20 protein-coding genes are annotated in these 18,897 nt (G+C 35.1%); 4 read left to right on the top strand and 16 right to left on the bottom strand.

Annotation, left to right across the window (positions count from 1 at the left end):
• Positions 1-164: 164 nt before the first annotated feature.
• The 3 genes from CBF31_RS03285 to CBF31_RS03295 form a co-directional block, all read right to left on the bottom strand.
• A complete protein-coding gene (locus CBF31_RS03285; RefSeq protein WP_126830935.1) occupies positions 165-497 on the bottom strand; it encodes a winged helix-turn-helix transcriptional regulator in 333 nt (110 codons plus the stop codon).
• Positions 498-584: 87 nt separating this feature from the next.
• Positions 585-1,049 (bottom strand): HD domain-containing protein, encoded by a 465-nt coding sequence (locus tag CBF31_RS03290; RefSeq protein WP_415674425.1) that lies wholly within the window; start codon positions 1,047-1,049, stop codon positions 585-587.
• 150 nt (positions 1,050-1,199) lie between these two features.
• Positions 1,200-1,964: a TrmH family RNA methyltransferase gene (locus CBF31_RS03295; RefSeq protein WP_126830937.1), complete on the bottom strand. Its 765-nt coding sequence runs from the start codon at positions 1,962-1,964 to the stop codon at positions 1,200-1,202.
• 153 nt (positions 1,965-2,117) lie between these two features.
• On the opposite strand from CBF31_RS03295, the gene CBF31_RS03300 reads away from it, so the two are divergent.
• The 4 genes from CBF31_RS03300 (at position 2,118) to CBF31_RS03315 (ending at position 5,389) form a co-directional block, all read left to right on the top strand.
• Positions 2,118-2,393 (top strand): acylphosphatase, encoded by a 276-nt coding sequence (locus CBF31_RS03300; RefSeq protein WP_126830939.1) that lies wholly within the window; start codon positions 2,118-2,120, stop codon positions 2,391-2,393.
• Positions 2,394-2,531: 138 nt separating this feature from the next.
• Positions 2,532-3,494 (top strand): membrane protein insertase YidC, encoded by a 963-nt coding sequence (yidC, locus tag CBF31_RS03305; protein WP_126830941.1) that lies wholly within the window; start codon positions 2,532-2,534, stop codon positions 3,492-3,494.
• 263 nt (positions 3,495-3,757) lie between these two features.
• Positions 3,758-4,378, top strand: a complete 621-nt coding sequence (locus CBF31_RS03310; RefSeq protein WP_126830943.1) for a DUF47 domain-containing protein — start codon at positions 3,758-3,760, stop codon at positions 4,376-4,378.
• Between the two features lie 12 nt (positions 4,379-4,390).
• Positions 4,391-5,389: an inorganic phosphate transporter gene (locus tag CBF31_RS03315; protein ID WP_126830945.1), complete on the top strand. Its 999-nt coding sequence runs from the start codon at positions 4,391-4,393 to the stop codon at positions 5,387-5,389.
• A gap of 58 nt (positions 5,390-5,447) precedes the next feature.
• Here the strand turns inward: CBF31_RS03315 and CBF31_RS03320 are convergent, their stop codons facing one another.
• The 13 genes from CBF31_RS03320 to CBF31_RS03380 all read right to left on the bottom strand — a co-directional run bounded on the left by CBF31_RS03320 (position 5,448) and on the right by CBF31_RS03380 (position 18,798).
• Positions 5,448-6,950, bottom strand: coding sequence for a HAMP domain-containing sensor histidine kinase (locus CBF31_RS03320; protein WP_126830947.1), 1,503 nt, complete (start codon positions 6,948-6,950; stop codon positions 5,448-5,450).
• Positions 6,950-7,636 carry a response regulator transcription factor gene (locus CBF31_RS03325; RefSeq protein ID WP_126830948.1) on the bottom strand — a complete coding sequence of 229 codons (687 nt, stop codon included), beginning with the start codon at positions 7,634-7,636 and terminating at the stop codon, positions 6,950-6,952. The genes CBF31_RS03320 and CBF31_RS03325 overlap by 1 nt, the downstream gene beginning before the upstream one ends.
• Positions 7,637-7,795: 159 nt before the next feature.
• A complete protein-coding gene (gndA, locus tag CBF31_RS03330) occupies positions 7,796-9,211 on the bottom strand; it encodes an NADP-dependent phosphogluconate dehydrogenase (RefSeq protein WP_126830949.1) in 1,416 nt (471 codons plus the stop codon).
• 199 nt (positions 9,212-9,410) lie between these two features.
• Positions 9,411-9,593 (bottom strand): 50S ribosomal protein L32, encoded by a 183-nt coding sequence (gene rpmF, locus CBF31_RS03335; protein ID WP_126830950.1) that lies wholly within the window; start codon positions 9,591-9,593, stop codon positions 9,411-9,413.
• Between the two features lie 63 nt (positions 9,594-9,656).
• On the bottom strand, positions 9,657-10,226 hold the full coding sequence (locus CBF31_RS03340) for a YceD family protein (RefSeq protein WP_126830951.1): 570 nt from the start codon (positions 10,224-10,226) through the stop codon (positions 9,657-9,659).
• Positions 10,227-10,355: 129 nt separating this feature from the next.
• On the bottom strand, positions 10,356-11,288 hold the full coding sequence (gene dnaI, locus CBF31_RS03345) for a primosomal protein DnaI (protein ID WP_126830952.1): 933 nt from the start codon (positions 11,286-11,288) through the stop codon (positions 10,356-10,358).
• Complete coding sequence (locus tag CBF31_RS03350) at positions 11,288-12,691, bottom strand: replication initiation and membrane attachment family protein (protein WP_126830953.1); 1,404 nt, start codon at positions 12,689-12,691, stop codon at positions 11,288-11,290. Before CBF31_RS03350 ends, dnaI begins: the two co-directional genes overlap by 1 nt.
• Positions 12,692-12,714: 23 nt before the next feature.
• Positions 12,715-13,176, bottom strand: a complete 462-nt coding sequence (nrdR, locus tag CBF31_RS03355; RefSeq protein ID WP_126830954.1) for a transcriptional regulator NrdR — start codon at positions 13,174-13,176, stop codon at positions 12,715-12,717.
• A 158-nt stretch (positions 13,177-13,334) separates the two neighbouring features.
• Positions 13,335-13,937: a dephospho-CoA kinase gene (gene coaE / locus CBF31_RS03360; RefSeq protein ID WP_126830955.1), complete on the bottom strand. Its 603-nt coding sequence runs from the start codon at positions 13,935-13,937 to the stop codon at positions 13,335-13,337.
• Positions 13,938-14,774, bottom strand: a complete 837-nt coding sequence (mutM, locus tag CBF31_RS03365) for a DNA-formamidopyrimidine glycosylase (RefSeq protein WP_126830956.1) — start codon at positions 14,772-14,774, stop codon at positions 13,938-13,940.
• Between the two features lie 63 nt (positions 14,775-14,837).
• Positions 14,838-17,492, bottom strand: coding sequence for a DNA polymerase I (polA, locus tag CBF31_RS03370; RefSeq protein ID WP_126830957.1), 2,655 nt, complete (start codon positions 17,490-17,492; stop codon positions 14,838-14,840).
• A gap of 126 nt (positions 17,493-17,618) precedes the next feature.
• Entirely contained in the window at positions 17,619-18,317 is a 699-nt protein-coding gene (locus CBF31_RS03375) for a Bax inhibitor-1/YccA family protein (RefSeq protein ID WP_126830958.1), read from the bottom strand.
• Positions 18,318-18,336: 19 nt separating this feature from the next.
• Entirely contained in the window at positions 18,337-18,798 is a 462-nt protein-coding gene (locus tag CBF31_RS03380; protein WP_126830959.1) for a MaoC/PaaZ C-terminal domain-containing protein, read from the bottom strand.
• Between the last annotated feature and the right edge of the window lie 99 nt (positions 18,799-18,897).

Genomic DNA, 18,897 nt, shown 5'->3' on the forward strand with positions numbered 1-18,897 from the left:
ACAACTTAGGAAGTGAATTCATTTAGTGAGCCGCGCTTGGCTTTCAGTCAGTGGCCAATGCTCCCTGAGACGTCTCGTTTCTAAATTACTAGTTTCCCGCAATGTTTTTCTTCTATTACCAATTAGTCTACATGAATAACGAAGCTAGGTCAAGTTTGGACTGATTAAATCCACTTTTCAGCCCATGTTTGAATCTCTGCCATCACTTGTTTCAAATCCTTGCCTTTTTCTGTCAGACAATACTCTACTTTTTTACTATTTTTACAATCTTCACAACGTGATACAATCTCGTTCGCTTCTAATTCTTTTAATCGCTCAACTAAAACACGGTCACTTACCTCTGGTATTTTTTGAGCTAATTGAGTAAAACGTTGACACCCTTCTTCTAACAGGACATCTATAATCAATCCATTCCAACGTTTACCCAGAATAGAGAATGTCTTTTCAAATTTTGGACACAGCTGAAACTGACGCTCCTGACAGTCACTTTCCTTCATCTCTTTATCCACCTCTTCCTTCATACCCTTTTTCAAAATAAAAACAGCCAATAGACTTTGCTTTGACTGTTTTTTAACTTGCTTTGATTAGCTCGCCATTTTAAATAACGACGTCACTTTATGTTTCGCATTACGGTATACTGGCACAACCACTTCATTGACTGCACAGTATTTATCAACCATCGTTACAATATAACTTTCTTTATAACGAGGAGGGGCAATTGTTGCCAACCACATATGCTTAATTATAATGTCACGTTCTAAATCTGACAACTCTGTAATTTTTTCTGCATTTTTTACGGCCACACGCGGGTGAACGTAAGCATGGGTGCCACCATCATACTCTTCAGTGCGCCAATCATAGTGAAACAGATCATGTAACAATCCCGCACGAGCAGTGGAACGCGCATTCCCTTTCCATTTCTTAGCTAAACGGTAACTGATATATGATACTGAAATCGAATGGTCCAAACGCGTAGAATAGTGATGTTGCGTAAAGTCACCCAACTTTTGAACTTCTTCAGTGTTAATTAAATCTTCAATATACGACATGTACTCTTCATCGGCTTGCCAATCATGCTTCAATCCATTCATCATCCTTTTCAATTAAGATATGCTTTTACTACATCTTAATTCTACCACCAACAGAAATAACAGTCCATTTAAGCACCTTAAATTAAACAAATCGTAAGAATTGTCATTTTATGTTAATGAAAACATTAAAATTCCTGCAGCAATGGCAACATTTAAAGATTCTGCCTGGCCAACAATTGGAATATATAATTTTTTGTCTGTTAACGCTAAGACTTCTTCCGATACACCTTGACCTTCATTCCCCATCACAAGAGCAAATTCGCTTGTTTTTTCGACAGTTCGGTATGAGACTGCTTCGGGGTTTAATTCTGTTCCATAAACTGGAATATTAGTTTCTTTCATCTCGGCAATCACTTCAGTCAATACCGCTTGACGAACTGTCACGTGGAAATGACTTCCTTGCATAGAACGTAAAACTTTAGCATTATAAATATCAGTTGTTCCCTCACCTAAGATAACAGTCTTAATCCCTGCGGCATCTGCTGTTCGAATCATCGTCCCTACATTACCAGGGTCTTGTACACCATCTAATAGAAGGAAAGTACCTGATTTAGGAATTTCCTCTTCTTTTTCTTTTCTAACAACCGCCATAATCCCTTGAGGAGCTGGGACAGACGACAAAGTCTTCATTACTTCTTCTGTTACTATATACTCTTCTTCAACAGTACTTACTACTTTTGACATAGCTTCGAACAACGTTTGACCTGTTTCAGTGTAAAGGACGCTCTCTATTGAAGCACCTGCTTTTATCGCTTCTTGAACCAAGTGTTCACCTTCAACAATATAACGATTTGTTTCGTCACGGTATTTTTTCTTATCTAGTTTTTTTAATTCTTTTATATACGCATTCTTAGTAGATGTTATTTCTTTCATTGTTAATCGTCACCTAACTTTATAATTTTAATATCCATCAATTATAGCATTCTCTTCTTATTCCTACTATATAAATCCACATTTCAGTTGTATAACGATCAGAATATCGTACAATAACAGTATCACATTAACTTTTATAGGAGGCGGTTATTAATGAAACATGTAAAATTAACAGTTCAAGGAAAAGTACAGCATGTCGGCTTTCGTATCACTACTAAAATGGTAGCAGACCGACTACGAATTAAAGGTATTGTTAAAAACTTACCCGATGGCTCTGTTTATATAGAAGCAACTGGAGAAGAAACAAAATTAAACAAATTTATTTCCTTAGTAGAAGCTTCCCCTACTCCAAGTGGTCGTGTCGATACTATGACAACTGACTTTGTCGATACTTTACCAAACTACACCACTTTTGATGTCACTTATTAAACCAGTATTCACAAAATCCTTAAGAAATAATTAAACAAGGAATCCGCTTTCCCTTTATTTTTTTATTTGATTGAAAATTAAGTGATTATCTATTATAGTTAACATTATCAGTAAATTTAGAAGTAAAGGAAGAATATAATGAAAAAATCGCTTAAAAAAGGTCTTTTAGCATCTGGACTTTTCGGATTAGTTTTAACTCTATCAGGATGTGTTCAAACCTATAAATCAGGTCCAAATATTGGAAAACCAACTGGTGATGGCTGGATGTATAACCTTTTAGTAGAACCTATGAGTCATTTAATCAACTACTTTGTTGATATCTTTAGTGGTAATTATGGATTAGCCGTTATCGTCTTTACCTTGATTGTACGTGCGATTATCCTACCACTTGGCTTACACCAAACTAAAAAAGCTAGCTACCAATCAGAAAAAATGCAATACTTGAAACCGCAGATGTCTGCCATTCAAGCGAAACAAAAAGCTGCAACAACGCCGCAAGAGCAAATGGCTGCGAACCAAGAGCTTCAAGCTTTATACAAAGACAATAACATGAGCATGTTTGGTGGGATGGGATGTTTACCACTTCTTATTCAAATGCCAATCTTTACTGCTTTATTCTTTACGATTAAGTATATGCCTGGTATCGAAAGCGCGACTTTCTTAGGCATTAACTTGGGTAAACCAAATATGATCTTAACTGTGCTAGCTGCTTTAAGTTACTTATTACAAAGTTACTTAAGTACAATCGGCATGTCCGAAGAACAAAAGAAACAAATGAAGATGATGCTATTCATGTCTCCAATGATGATTGGATTTATCTCATTAAGTTCACCTGCCGGCGTAACACTTTACTGGGTAGTCGGAGGGATTTTCAGTTGTATCCAAACACTGATTTCAAATCTTTACCAAAAACCACGTATTCGTAAACAAATTGCTGAAGAATTTAAAAAGAACCCACCTAAAGCAGTTGTTGTACCGACAGAAAAACCAAAAGAAGTCAATAAAACATACCAAGCTAAATCAACTAAACCAAGAAATGCACAGTTGAATAATAAACAACCAAAAAACGGTCGTAATGCTGGTAAACAACAACGTAAATAATCTCGAAACACCTTCTTGAAAATAACATTCAAGAAGGTGTTTTTCTTTCATTTTTTTTTGAAAAAAACGGGGATAAAAAGAGTTATAGGACTATTCATAAAACCTTATACATCAGTAATTACAGCCTTTTCATAACTACAAAAAATTATTTTTCATTTTTTTTCAAATAATACAGAAAATTACATAGTTAAATGAATTTATTTATGTTACCATGTGGAAGTAGTTGGTAAAAAAATAAATTTAACTAGCGAGGAGTTTTAAAAATGTTTTCAAGAAATAAAAAAGATCAGTTTGGTGAGTTACTACATGACATGACGGTGAATCTAAAAGAAGCCGCAACATATTTTTCATCTTTCTCTCTTGAGAAACCTGAAGATGTCGCTATCTTTTCTGAAACCATTAATAACTATGAATCTAAAGGAGATAAATTAGTTTACGATATGATCGTAGAACTTAACGATACATTTATCACACCTATTGAACGTGAGGATATCTTAGAATTAACAAACCGTATCGACGATGTTTTAGATTCAATGGAAAAAGCTGCCTTATCATTTGAAATTTGTCACTTATCAAAATTCAACGATGTTATCACTAAAATGGCTGCAGAAATTTGTGGCGCTACAGAAGAAATTGCTGAAGCAGTGGATTACATCTTTACTAAAAAATTAAAAGAAGTAAATGGCTTATCTAAAAAAATCAAACAACATGAATCAAGATGTGATGATTTATACCGTGAAGCTTTACTTGCACTATTCCAAGAAGAAGAAGACCCAATTCGTATCATTCGCTACAAAACAGTTTATGAAGATTTAGAAGAAATCGCAAACTTCTGTGAGGATGTTTCTAAAACTTTAAATACAATTGTTATGAAGAACGCATAGGGGGCAATTTAAATGGATCAAATGTTAGTCTTAACTATTCTGATTGTTATTGCTGCCTTAGCATTTGACGTTATCAATGGATTCCATGATACTGCCAATGCCATTGCAACAAGTGTTTCAACTAAAGCTTTAAAACCAAAACATGCGATTATCTTAGCTGCTGTCATGAACTTCCTTGGTGCTGTTTCATTTACAGGTGTTGCTAAAACAATTACAAGCGGGATCGTTGACCCTGTTAAATTAGATAACATGCAACTTGTCTTACTTGCTGCTCTATTATCTGCTATTATTTGGAACTTAATAACATGGTACTACGGTATTCCTAGTAGTTCATCACATGCTTTAATCGGTTCTATTGCCGGTGCTGCTATTGCATCTGAAGGCTTCGGAGCTATTAAGTATTCTGGGTTCATTAAAATCTTTGGTGGCTTAATTATTTCACCATTTATTGCTTTTATTGTTGGGTATATCGTTTATAGTATTATTAAAACTATTTTTAAAAATCACAACTTATCTCGTGCCAATAAGAACTTTAGAATTTTCCAAATTCTAACAGCGGCATTACAATCTTATACACACGGTACAAACGATGCTCAAAAAGCTATGGGTATTATTACAATGGCCCTTATGGCAAACGGTATGCAATCTGGTGATGAAGTACAACACTGGGTTCAAATCGCCTGTGCGACTGCTATGGCTATTGGAACAAGTATTGGTGGTTGGAAAATCATCAAAACTGTCGGTGGTAAAATCATGAAAATTAAACCTGTTACTGGTGTGGCAGCTGATGTCAGCTCAGTTCTTGTTATTTTCAGTGCAACATTATTCCACTTACCAGTTAGTACTACTCATGTTATCAGCTCTTCTATTATGGGTGTTGGTACATCACATAGACCTAAAGGTGTTAAATGGGATACAGGTAAACGTATGTTATTCACTTGGATTATTACATTACCTATTTCAATTGTTATCTCAGCACTTATCTTTAGTGTCTTACACTTATTTGTTTAATTATAATGATCGATCTCTTCACGGAGGTCGATTTTTTTGTATAAAAAAAGATGAAGCATTACGCTTCATCTTCTTCTTTTTTAGGGAGCTCAACCATCGGTAAGAATATTCTAAAAATAGTTCCTACCCCCACAGCACTCTCTGCTAATATCTTACCACCATAGCTTTCAACAAGCTCTTTGGCAATCGATAAACCTAAGCCATTTCCACCTTTATGACGACTTCTCGCCTTATCAACACGGTAGAAACGATTGAAAATTTGTGCAAGGTCTTCTTCAGAAATCCCTTCTCCAAAATCTTGTATTGCAATTTCTAATTGATCTCTTGTTGAAGCAACTGACATATGAATCTCTTTACGGTCTCTTGAATACTTAACCGCATTATCTAAAATAATAATCAGTAATTGTTCAAAATGATGACGGTAAATCTTCACTTTACGCTCTGAGAATAGCGCGTCATCTAAGATAAAAGTAAAATCCGGATACAATATCTGAAAGTTATTAAACGTCTGATGAGTCACTTCTCTCGCCATAGAAATATCATTTTTATGTTGGAATTCAACTTGTTCCAATCGAGATAAGTCTAACATCTCCTGAACTAAGCTCTTCATACGAATAATCTCTTGTAACGATGCTTCTAAGGACTCTTCTAGTATTTCTGGATCATCTTTACCCCAACGATTTAAAAGCTTTAAATGGCCCTCTATTATCGCTACAGGGGTCCTTAATTCATGGGAAACATCTTCAACGAATTGTTGTTGCTGTTCAATGAATTTCTGCATACGATCCATCATGTCATTGAAGACTTCTGCTAAATCAGAAAACTCATCTTTAGACTTCATTTCAGGTAGTCTAATTTGAGATTGAGGGTCACTTTTAATAACATTAATAACGTGTGTCATCTTACGAAGTGGTTTCAAGAAATAAGAGGATAACATAAAGCCTAAAAGTAAGCTTATAATAACTCCAGCTGCCACTAGTAGAATCATAGTACTTAACAATTTACTACGAATACCGTGAACCAAACTTAAATCATAAAACAATTGAATATAGCCAACTATCTTCCCCTCTTTATTCTTAACGGGTTGTGTTGCTAAAAAACCAGTGTGGTCATCTATCTCGACTTCTTTTGTTTCCTTCACGTTAGTCCCACGGTATTTCAAATTATAATCTTTTGTTTCAAAAACTAACTCTTTGTCTTTATTATAGACTGTTGCAGCTAGTTCAGGTTGAGATAATTCAGCAATAAAACTATTAAGTTGAATAATATCCTCACTGCTTGCATTTAATCCCATATCAGAAGAATCTTTCAAATAAAAGATAGTGTCTTTAAGAGTAAGGCTCTCTTCTGATTCAGATAATCGTTTCGATATTTCGTTTAAGGTATGCTTCACATTACGTTTTTCTTCCCTAACCATCAAATCCGTACTCGTTTTATAGGTAATAAGAGCAAACGTTGTGAAAAGGATAAAAATAAAGGTAGACGTTAATAAAGTCCACTTAACCGTAATGACTAAGTTGGACTTGAATAAAGATTTTATTTCTTTTCTGAAAGCAGACATTACGATCTCATCACATAACCAGTTCCACGAACTGTTTGGATATAGCTCTCTTCGCCTGGTACATCAATTTTATTTCTAAGATAACGAATGTAAACATCTACTACGTTTGTTTCTACTTCTGTTTCATAACCCCATACCTTGTTAAGTAACACATCACGTGCTAGAACAACATTAACGTTTTCCATTAAAGCTAATAATAGCTCATATTCACGTTTCGTTAATTCAATCACTTCGTTATCACGTCTAACAATTCTATTTTCTTTTTCAATCGTTAGATTACGATAAGATAACGTTGTTTGTTTCATGATATTTTTATCACCTTCAATGTCGATACGACGAAGCAATGCTCTCAGTCTTGCTAATAATTCCTCGATAGCGAACGGTTTTACAATATAATCATCTGCACCATGATCAAGTCCTGAAACTCTATCAATAACAGAATCACGAGCTGTCATCATGATAATTGGTGTATTTTTAGTCTGACGGATACGACGACAAACTTCTAAACCATTTAATTCAGGCAACATTAAGTCTAAAAGAATGGCATCCCAATCCCCTGCTAAAGCTGCTTCTAAGCCTGTACGTCCATTGTAATGAACTTCTACATGATAGCCTTCATGCTTTAATTCTAATTCAACAAAACGGGCTAAATTCTTTTCATCTTCAATGATTAAAATATTACTCATCTAGTGTAATCTCCTTCTTTGATAGAATACTACTATTACTACCCTTTATTATAACGATTCTTGAGTAAAAAAGCTATGGTATCTTTTAACCTCAATTAAAATAACATGTGAACAAAAAAGAAAAACTACTTATCTTTTAATCGATAAGTAGTTTTAGTTTTATTTAGTATACCAATCGTAATGGAAGATTCCCTCTTTATCCTTACGCTCATAAGTGTGAGCACCAAAGTAGTCACGTTGCGCTTGAATAATATTGGCTGGTAAATCTTCACTTCTGTATGAATCGTAGTAGCTAATGGCAGATGAGAATGTTGGGACTGGTACACCCGCTTGAACTGCTACCGCTACAACGTCACGGACTGATTGTTGATATTTTTGAGTAATTTCATTGAAGTACTCATCTAATAACAGGTTTTTAAGATCAGCTTGACGCTCGTAAGCATCTGTAATTTTTTGTAAGAATTTAGCACGGATAATACAGCCTTCACGGAAAATTTTAGCAATTTCACCGTATTCTAAATCCCAACCGAATTCTTCTGAGGCAATACGTAATTGAGCAAAACCTTGAGCATAGCTCATAATTTTACTGAAGTATAAGGCTTCACGTACTTTTTCAACAAATTCTTTTTTATCGCCATCAAATGCTTTAACAGCAGGTGCTGGTATAATTTTACTTGCTGCTACGCGTTCCTCTTTCATCGCTGAAATATAACGAGCAAATACAGACTCCGTAATAAGTGGTAGTGGCACACCTAAGTCTAAAGCACTTTGGCTTGTCCATTTACCTGTTCCTTTATTTCCAGCTGCATCTAAAATAACATCAACAATAGGTTTTCCTGTTTCTTCATCTTTACGAGTTAAGATATCTGACGTGATTTCAATTAGATAGCTATCTAATTCGCCATTATTCCACTCTGTAAAGATTTCTGCTAACTCTTCAACTGATAATCCTAGTAGTTTAGTTAAGATGTCATATGACTCTGCAATTAACTGCATATCACCATATTCAATACCGTTATGAGCCATTTTCACATAATGCCCTGCACCGTTTGGTCCAATATATGTCACACATGGTTTTCCATCTTCAGCTACTGCAGCGATTTGTTCAAAAATAGGCGCTACTAAATCGTAAGCTTCTTTTTGTCCACCTGGCATGATAGCGGGACCTTTAAGCGCACCCTCTTCTCCACCTGATACACCAGTACCAATGAAATTAATCCCAGAGTTAGCTAATTCTTCATTACGACGAATCGTATCTTGGAAGAATGTATTTCCACCATCAATTAAGATATCACCTTTATCTAAATGTGGTAATAAACTTTGAATTGTTTTATCTGTCGCATCTCCAGCTTTAACCATCAACATAATACGACGTGGTTTTTCTAATGACGCTACAAATTCCTCTACAGTATAGGTAGGAACTAATTTTTTATCTGAATGTTCAGCAATAACCTCTTCAGTTTTTGAAGCTGTACGGTTAAATATTGAAACTGAGTATCCTCTGCTTTCGATATTTAATGCTAAATTTTTACCCATTACGGCCATTCCGACAACACCAATTTGTTGTTTTGACATGTTATATCCTCCTAGTAACTAAAAGTAACACCATTAGAACAAGTGTCTTTTAAGTATTTTTTACTTTATCATGATTATAACTTATTTTAAACAATATTTAAATAAAACACGCTTAATTTATCAGAGTCATTTTTAGACAACAAAAAAATCCCTTAGACTCCATGGTTGTCTAAGGGATTTTAACATTTCAAAAATGTTATTATGCTTCTTTAGTTGCTGATACGTCTTTACCATCGTAATGACCACAAGCTGGACATACGTGGTGGCTACGTTTCATTTCGCCACAGTTTGAGCATGTGCTCATACCAGGTACTGACATTTTGTAATGCGTACGACGCTTAGCTTTTTTAGCTTTTGAAGTTCTTCTAGCAGGTACTGCCATATTAACTACACCTCCTTAAATCATTTAGCAAAAAACAAATGCTTTTCGCTATCTATTCCAATCTTACTCACCATCGGAATCTTTACTATTATCTAATAAAGCTGACAATTTTGCAAGACGAGGATCAATATTTGTGTTATCTTGTTGCAATTGTTGTTCGTAATATGCGTCTTCTGACATTAATTCCCAATCGTTACCTTTAACGGTCGCATCTGTTTCTTGTTCCGCTTCTGTTAAAACTTGTAACGGGATTGATAAAATCAAGTGATCTTCTACTGCTTCAGATAAATCAATTAAGTCTTTTTCAAGAATCATAACGATATCTTCATCAGATAAAAGGTCTTTTTGACTCGCATATTGCTCAGGTGTCATATAAAACTCTACAACATTTAAGTTGCACGGATATGGCACAGGTTCTAACGAACGAGTTGATGCTAATGTCATCACTGTATCAATCGTAAATGTCGCAATATATCCATCGTTGCTAACACTGATTGTACCTGTAACTGTCACAGGTGCTACAGACAAAATCCCTGGTTCACGTTTTGTAATCGTATCATTGACATCAATTACTTCCGAAAACTCTAATGGACTTTCTTTGTATTTTTTTAATTCTAATAATGACCATTTCATTTTCCATCACCTCTAAGCAACAAAAATTATTATACTAGGCTTTCGTATGTTTGTCAATGAGATTTTCTTGACACCCCTTTATAACCTGTTGCATTCTTTCATTTTTTAATTAGGATTGGTATGTGTTATTTAATTGTTTAAACGACGGTCTTCACCGATTAATTCAACTTCTTTAGCTAAATAACGAATACGTTGCATGATTCTCTTCGCTTTCATTGGTTCAACTTCACCTTTTTGACTCACTGTAAAATGTTCATTTTCTAGCTCATTCATACTTAGGTTTGAACTGAAAAAGGTTGGTAATTGTTCTTGCATACGGTATTGTAAGATAACACCAAGAACATCATCTCTTCCCCAACTTGTCATCGCTTCAGCGCCGATATCATCTAGCATTAAAACAGGTACTTTCTTAATCGCATCAATTTTTTCACCCGTACTATTGTCCTTAAATGAACGCTTCATTTCATCTAACAATGTTGGATAGTGTACTAGGCTTGAATCAATCCCATATTCTGCTAATTCATTCGCTATAATGCCAAGTAAGTATGTTTTTCCGACACCAAATGATCCCTGCAGATACATCCCTTGATGAAAATCTTTTGGATTTTCAGTATAAGAATCAATAAATAATAACGCTGCTCTCAATGCTTGTTCGCGTTCTTGAGTTCTAATATAATTTTCAAGTTTCGCTTCACGCACATCTTTAGATACACCGACAGATTTAACTCGTCTACGCAGTTTTTCTTCCGCTTTTTTAGCAAGTAATTCTTCAGTTTCCTCATATATCACATCGATTGAATGATAGTTGATAACCAGTTTTGGTTCATAACCTGGAGCTATCATAGTTGGATCATTCAATTTAAATTTACGTTTTTCACGGACAAATTCATAGAGTTTAGCATAACTTTTTGAAATATCATCATCTGTTAATTTCTCTCTATTTTCAGCAATAAATGCTTGAACATCACTATCCTGCATGACTTCACGGACTAACTTATTAAATTCTTCTATTCTGTCATTCTTTGCCATTACCTTAACCATTTCATCTCCTACATTTTCCACTATGACTCACCTTCCTTCTTTTTCTCACGAAGTTTTCTAATTTTTTCATTTATAAAATCATCAGACTCCTTAGAAATAGGTTTTTCGCCTCTTTCTTTTCCTACCCAATCTGGTACGCTTTCTTTACGAACCGGTTTATTATTGTAACCTTTTGAACCATAAGAACGGGTTTTCTTTGCTTTAGAAGAACTAACTTCTTTTGCTTTTGTAACCGCGTCTTCTGGTTTTATAATCCCAGCTTGCGCCCAGTCATTCGCTATAGCATTAGCATACTTTTGTGCAAACGTCGCATTGTCTTTAACGACTAATACAAAATGTATTAATACGTTAATAACAGCATCGGGTAACCCTGTATCTCTAACTAAATTTTCAACAGCCCAACGTTCTTCAATCGCTACAAATCCACCTTTTTGTTTTTTTATAGCTGTTAAAAAGACCATGGGTTTGATTGTTTCACTTGATAAAATAACTTGTATTTCACCTTCTGAATACCCCTTTTTAAGCAGCGTATTACGTCGCTTTGTTTTCTGGTCTTCAGAATTCAACGTATTATCTTCAACTGGTTCTGGTTTTGTCTGCTTTTTACCAACATGATATTTTTTAATAATACTTTGTCTAAACTGTTTAATATTAACCTGATTCGTTACATAATCAATTTCTGGCTCTAGTAATTTTTTCATCTCTAATTCGTCGATGCCATATAAACGATTAATCGTTAATATCATTTCTTTTAGCTCGATTTCTAGATGAGTTTTATCAACATATAGACTATCTAAAAGGCCTAAAAAATAAGCCCAATCAAAGTCCGATTCTGTAATAGTTGGTTTAACAGACTCTTCAGGAGTGAATTTTTCCTGACTTTCAGATAATAATTTTTCTTGACTATGTATTCCTTCTTGATTCCATTGGTAGACATCAACAAATTTTTTAGTGATTTCTTGATATTCTGAACGGTCGACCTTTGGCATAGCAAAACGTGTCGTTAGTTTCTCATAACGCTCCTCGCCGATTTTATCAACCAAAAGTAAACTTAGAACGGTATCTTTGAAAAAATCAGCTGCTTTCTGTGGAGGATACAACTCATAAAGAAATTGTCGTCTGCCATTTTCTTCTTTGACAAATACTCTTAGTAAGCCTAAGCCTTCTAACTTAACACGAGCTTTAAAGACACTTGGCAAATCGATATTCAGTTGATTAAATAATTCTGAGTGAAATTGTTCATCACTTTCAAAATCATCAACTGGAACAGCTGTTAAGAACGCATGATATAAACCAAATGCTTCAATTCCAATAATCGGTTGATATAAAAAACTTAGTACCTTTTCATCTTCTATCGTTATCGGTCGATTCAACTTAACCGTATAACTATCTTGTGGATGGAGTTGTTTCCAAGCTGTATTCATTCGTTAACAATCTCCTTCCCTATCTATTTCTCTTCTTTATCTAATATTTCTTGCATCTCTTTTAAGAAGACACTCATATCTTTAAATTGACGGTAAACACTGGCAAAACGAATATACGCAATCTCATCTAAATTTACCAATTCTTCCATAACATATTCGCCAATTAACGTTGTAGAAACTTCATTTTCTCCTAAGCTTCTCACTTTATTCTCAACCTGATCAACGATTTGCTCCATTTGTTCCATAGAAACTGGACGTTTCTCTGCTGAGCGAATTAATCCTCGCAAAATCTTATCTCGATTAAATTCTTCGCGTCCACCATTTTTCTTAATAACAAGTAAGGGGGTCGCCTCTATGCGTTCAAATGTAGTGAATCGAAAGCCGCATGATTCGCACTCACGTCGTCGTCTAATCGCTCTTCCTTCATCAGAAGGTCTACTATCTACTACCCGTGATCCGTTATACTGACACTTTGAACATTGCATGCTATCACCTCAATTATCTTCTCTATTTTTTATTTTCTATTTGTCCTAATTATAGTGTCATTATAGCATGAAATGGGCTATTGGTATAGCAACTATCCTACCAATACGTTCAGCTTATACTTTAAAAACAGAAAAAAAAAGCCTGATAAAACGGCTTTTTAGTAATTTAGACCTTTTTTCTCTAACCAATCTAAAACTTGTAGCTTTGTTTCTTCTTTAGTACCACTGTTATCAATCACAAAGTCTGCTCTCATCTTCTTAATTTGGATTGATAATTGACTGTTCATTCGTTGCTTTGCTTCTTCTTGAGTCAATGAATTTCTTTCCATTAAGCGTTTAAGTTGGGTTTCTTCTGATACATAAACAACCATCACCTTTGTCATTAATGACTCATATCCAGCTTCATATAATAATGGAATATCAACTATAACCAATGCTGTTTTTTTTAAGGTGTACTCTTCAATTGCCTTTACAATAGCTTGCCTTATTTCACCATCTAAAACGGCATCAAGTTTTTTTCGTTTCAAAATATCACTAAATACAAGCTGTCCTAACTTTTGACGATCCAATTCACCTTGTTGAGTTAAAACACTTCTACCAAAAACAGAAACAATTTTTTCTAACCCCAATGTACCTGGCTCTACTACCTCTCTTGCGATAAGGTCTGCATCAATAACTGGATAACCTTGATCAGAAAAATAACGACTAACTGTCGATTTACCAGTAGCAATACCACCTGTTAAGCCTAAAATAAACGTCATTTAGTTTGGCCTCCTTAACTTTTGACACGATGTACAATAGTGCGTCCCGCGCTGGGCTACTTTAATTTTTGTGATAGGCTCTCCACATGTTGGACATGGTGCACCTGTTTGACCATACACATTAAGAGCATGTTGAAATTTACCTGCCTCACCTAATGCATTTTTATAAGTTCTAATTGTCGTCCCCCCAGCCTCTACTGCACGTCCTAAAACCTCTATAATGGCTTTGTGTAACGCCGCGACTTCTTTGGGTTTCAATGTATCTGCTGGTTGTTCTGGGTGAATAGCAGCCTCAAATAACGCCTCATCAACGTAGATATTCCCTAAACCTGTCACTAATTTTTGATCTAGCAATAATGGTTTGATTGCCTTACTTGACCGTTTCAGTTGTTTTGAAAAAATAGCTAATTCAAAATCTGATCCGATTGGTTCAGGTCCTAATTTTTGAATTCCTTTGTATGAAGAAGCTTCATCTTTTGGAACTAATGTCATACGCCCAAATTTTCTGACATCTAGATAACGTAATTCTGTATGGTCTGTGAATTTAAATATCACATGCGTGTGTTTTTGAACCTCATCATCTGACGAATGAAACTCATATTTTCCTTCCATTCTTAAATGTGAAATCAACTCATAATGAGTTAGTCCTAAAATTAAAAATTTCCCTCTTCTATTGAAACGCTCAAAAACTTCACCTATCAATTCAGTCTTAAATAGTTCAACCTCCGGCGACTCAATAATACGCCCCCAGTTAACAACGACCTCTTTTATTTCTTTTCCCTTTACTAACTGCTCTAATCCTATGCGCACAGCTTCGACTTCTGGTAACTCAGGCATCCTAGCCCTCCTCTTATTGACAGATAAAAAGGTCAAGAGGATTACTCTCAACCTTCTACCTCATTATTTTGCATCGTACCACGTATCTCCGGTACTACTGTCTACTTTTAGTGGTACTGTTAATTCTACTGCATTTTCCATGATATCTTTAACTAATGCTTCTAATTTAGGTATTTCACTTTTCGGCGCTTCAAACACAAGCTCATCGTGAACTTGTAATAACATTGTCGCTTCCATATTTTCTTCTTTAAGACGTTTTGCCATTTCAATCATGGCAATCTTCAAGATATCAGCAGCACTCCCTTGAATAGGCGTATTAATAGCCGTTCTCTCAGCAAATGATCTGATATTAAAATTACGGGCATTGATGTCTGGTAAATAACGACGACGGTGCCATAATGTTTCTACATAGCCTTTGTCTTTCGCTTCTCTTACGATCTCTTCCATATATGTTTTAATATCTGGATATTTCTCAAAATAAGTATCAATAAAGCGTTGAGCTTCAGCACGACTAATTCCTAAATTTTGAGATAAACCATAGTCACTAATACCGTAAACAATCCCAAAGTTGACCGCTTTAGCTTGGCGTCTGATGTTTCCTGTTACTTCTTCAGGTGTTTCCACACCAAAGACACGCATGGCTGTACTTGTATGAATATCTTGCCCCTCTAAGAAGGCATCTCTCATATGCTCGTCTTTTGCAATATCCGCTAAGACACGTAACTCAATTTGCGAGTAATCGGACGAAAAGATTTGCCAGTCGGCATTTCTTGGCACAAAGGCTTGTCTAATTTTACGCCCTTCTTCTAATCGAACAGGAATATTTTGTAGATTTGGGTCTACAGAACTTAGACGACCTGTTTGCGTCAAGGTTTGAACATAGCGAGTATGAATTTTTCCATCTGACTGAATGACTTTAAGTAAACCTTCAACATACGTTGATTGAATTTTAGCAACTTGACGATAATCTAAAATATCTGACACAATAGGAGCTTGATCTTTTAACTGTTCTAATACGTCAACAGCTGTCGAGTAACCTGTCTTTGTTTTCTTAATAACAGGAAGTTCCATCTTTTCAAACAAGATAACACCTAACTGTTTAGGTGAATTAATATTGAATTCTTCTCCTGCTTGTTCGTAAATACGCTCTTCAATTTCTTTTAAACGAATGGCAAATTCTTGTTTCATCTCTTGTAAGCGTTGGGCATTAACTGTAATCCCTGTACTTTCCATTTCACCTAAAACTTTAGATAGTGGGAGTTCCATTTCGAAGAATAAATCAGTTTGTTCTTTGTCCTCTAACTTATCCATCAAGACGGGTTTCAAATGCTCTAAGGCGATGATTTTACGCGCCAAGTGTTCCGAGATAATCTCATCTTCTGGTATAGCCATTTTCGCGCCTTTACCATAAATCGCTTCATCACTCTCTAGTGAAAAATACTCATGATTGAAAGCTAGGGCTGCTAAATCTTCGCTCTTGTCGTTTGTATCAATCAAATAAGCACCTAATAAACTATCAAAAGCGATACCTGATAATTCAATCCCATATCGTCTTAATAAAACATAGTTTGCTTTAGCATCATACACATTTTTGGTTTGGTTAGCATCTTCCAACCATTTTTTCATTTCTTCCGAATGCAAAGCTTCATCTTTTAGCGCAACGTAAATAGTCTCTTTACTGCCCCAAGCTACAGCTTCTACTTCTGCGGTATGATAATTTTTATCTAGAGTTTCAACATAAAAGCTCATATCTGAGCCAAACATATCTGCTGAAATATCCTCAGCTTTTTCTATAAACTGATACTTAACCTCTTCCATTGGTTCAGAACTATCGTCTAACCCACTTGTATCAAGCTTGCTTAACAATTGTTTGAACTCCATTTGACGGTAGAATGGAATTAATTTTTCTAAGTCTTTTCCTTCGTAGACAAGGCTCTCAACCTCTACATCTATCGGCGCTTTAATATCAATCGTTGCAAGGCGTTTACTCATTAATGCTTGTTCTTTATCATTAATCAAGTTTTCTTTCATCTTGCTCGCTTTTAATTCATCGATATGCTCATATAGACCTTCCACTGTCCCATATTGATGAAGTAATTTAAGAGCTGTTTTCTCTCCAACACGTGTCACTCCTGGAATGTTATCAGAATTATCTCCAGCTAAACCTTTCATATCAATAATTTGAAGAGGCTCAAGACCGTATTTTTCTTTAATAAATTCTGGTGTGTATGTTACAAGTTCGCTAACCCCACGTGACGTTACTTCAACACGAATATTTTCTTCTGCCAATTGAGTTAAATCTTTATCTCCTGAAATGACCACAACTTCAAAGTCATCTGTCGCAACTTGTTTCGCAAGTGTTCCAATAATATCATCTGCTTCATAATCCATTAATTCATAATGCTTAATTCCTTGAGCTTCTATTAACTCACGAATATAAGGCATTTGCTCTTTAAACTCGCCAGGCGTTTTAGAACGCCCTGCTTTATAGTCTTCAAAGAAAGCATGACGGAATGTTGTTTTCCCTGCATCAAAGGCAATTAAAACGTGTGTTGGGGTTTCTTTTTCTAAAATACTTTCTAGCATATTGTTAAAAAACAAAACTGCATTAGTATGTAGACCTGTTTTTGTTTTAAATGACTCATAATTTTGTACAGCATAGAACGCACGAAACGCAATACTGTTTCCATCTATCAATAACAATTTATTTTTAGGCATATTAAAGCTCCATTCTCTATTCACTCTTATCTATTTAGTTTAACAAAAATCATGAGATATTGCGATGTTTTGACCTACTCTTCCCACAAAAAAAAGAGCTATCCTTTTCAGGATAACTCTTTAAGTTTAATCTCTGCTTCCAAAAATTCTTAGGAAGGCAATTAGTAAATTGATAAAGTCTAAATAAAGTTGTAGGGCGCAGTTAATCGCAATACCTTTAGCTGCAGAAGTATTTCCAACTTGATAGTACATACGTTTAATATTTTGATGATCATACGCTGTTAGACCTGAGAAAACAAGTACTGTTGCGATTGATACAAACATATCTAACGCTGAACTCTTCAAGAAAATATTTATTAAGATAACAATGATAATCCCGATTAAAGCACTTCTCATTGCATGCCCCATACCAGATAAATCTTTCTTACTTACAGAACCAACAATAGCCATTGTAATAAAAGTTAATGATGCAGCGACAAATGCCTTCACAACACTTGCTCCTGTATACATTGCTAAAGTGAAGCTTAGTGTTACACCGTTAATTACCGCATAAGCGATAAATCCAGCAAAAGCTAGGCCTGGGTTTTTAACTGATTTCGCACTTAAAAATAAAACTAGTGCTATTTCTACGACCCACAGTAATAAAAGTTTCATCGTTGTTCCTGTTGCCATCATGCCGAATACTTGCTCTGCAAACACATTTAAAACTAAGTATGACGTGACACCACTAATCGCAACACCTACGCCTAAATATGCATATACGCGAGCAAAAAAGGCTTGCAAGCCAACATTTGTTGACGTTTCTTGATAATTATAATTATTCATTTAATTTCTCCTCGAACTTTTAATTTTTATCTATATCTTCAGCTAATAGTACTGGTGGTTTAACCATCACTACCGCATCAAGAATACGATTTTCTTCACTGTTTGTTGCTTCAACTGAAATAGTTACAACATCTTTCATCTTATCTACTTTAATCACTTCGAATTGGAATGTCACCGTTTCATAATGACGAACTTCCTCCATAAAGTTAATTGAAAAATTCACGACATGCGAACCTGGACCAGGTAAATGTTTAGATATAGCACTTGTGATAATCCCCATTAAAAGTACAGATGGAACTATCGGCTCACCATATTCTGTTTGTTTTGCATACTCATGTTGAATATAAAGCGGATTAGAATCATTTGTAATACCTAGATATAAAAGGAGTTGGCTATCCTCAATTGTCTCGGTTACGCTTAAAGATTGTCCTTCTTCGATTTCATCAATTGTCTTGCCAATTTTCTTGGGCTTTATGATCATTTTATCAATGACACCTCCATCGTTAATACTATTAATTGTACCAAATACAAAAAAAAGAGCAAGCGGTTTAACTCAGTCTTAAGCCCTATTTTCAAGAAA

It is taken from the genome of Vagococcus fessus (assembly GCF_003987565.1).
GTDB classification, from domain to species: Bacteria; Bacillota; Bacilli; order Lactobacillales; family Vagococcaceae; genus Vagococcus_D; species Vagococcus_D fessus.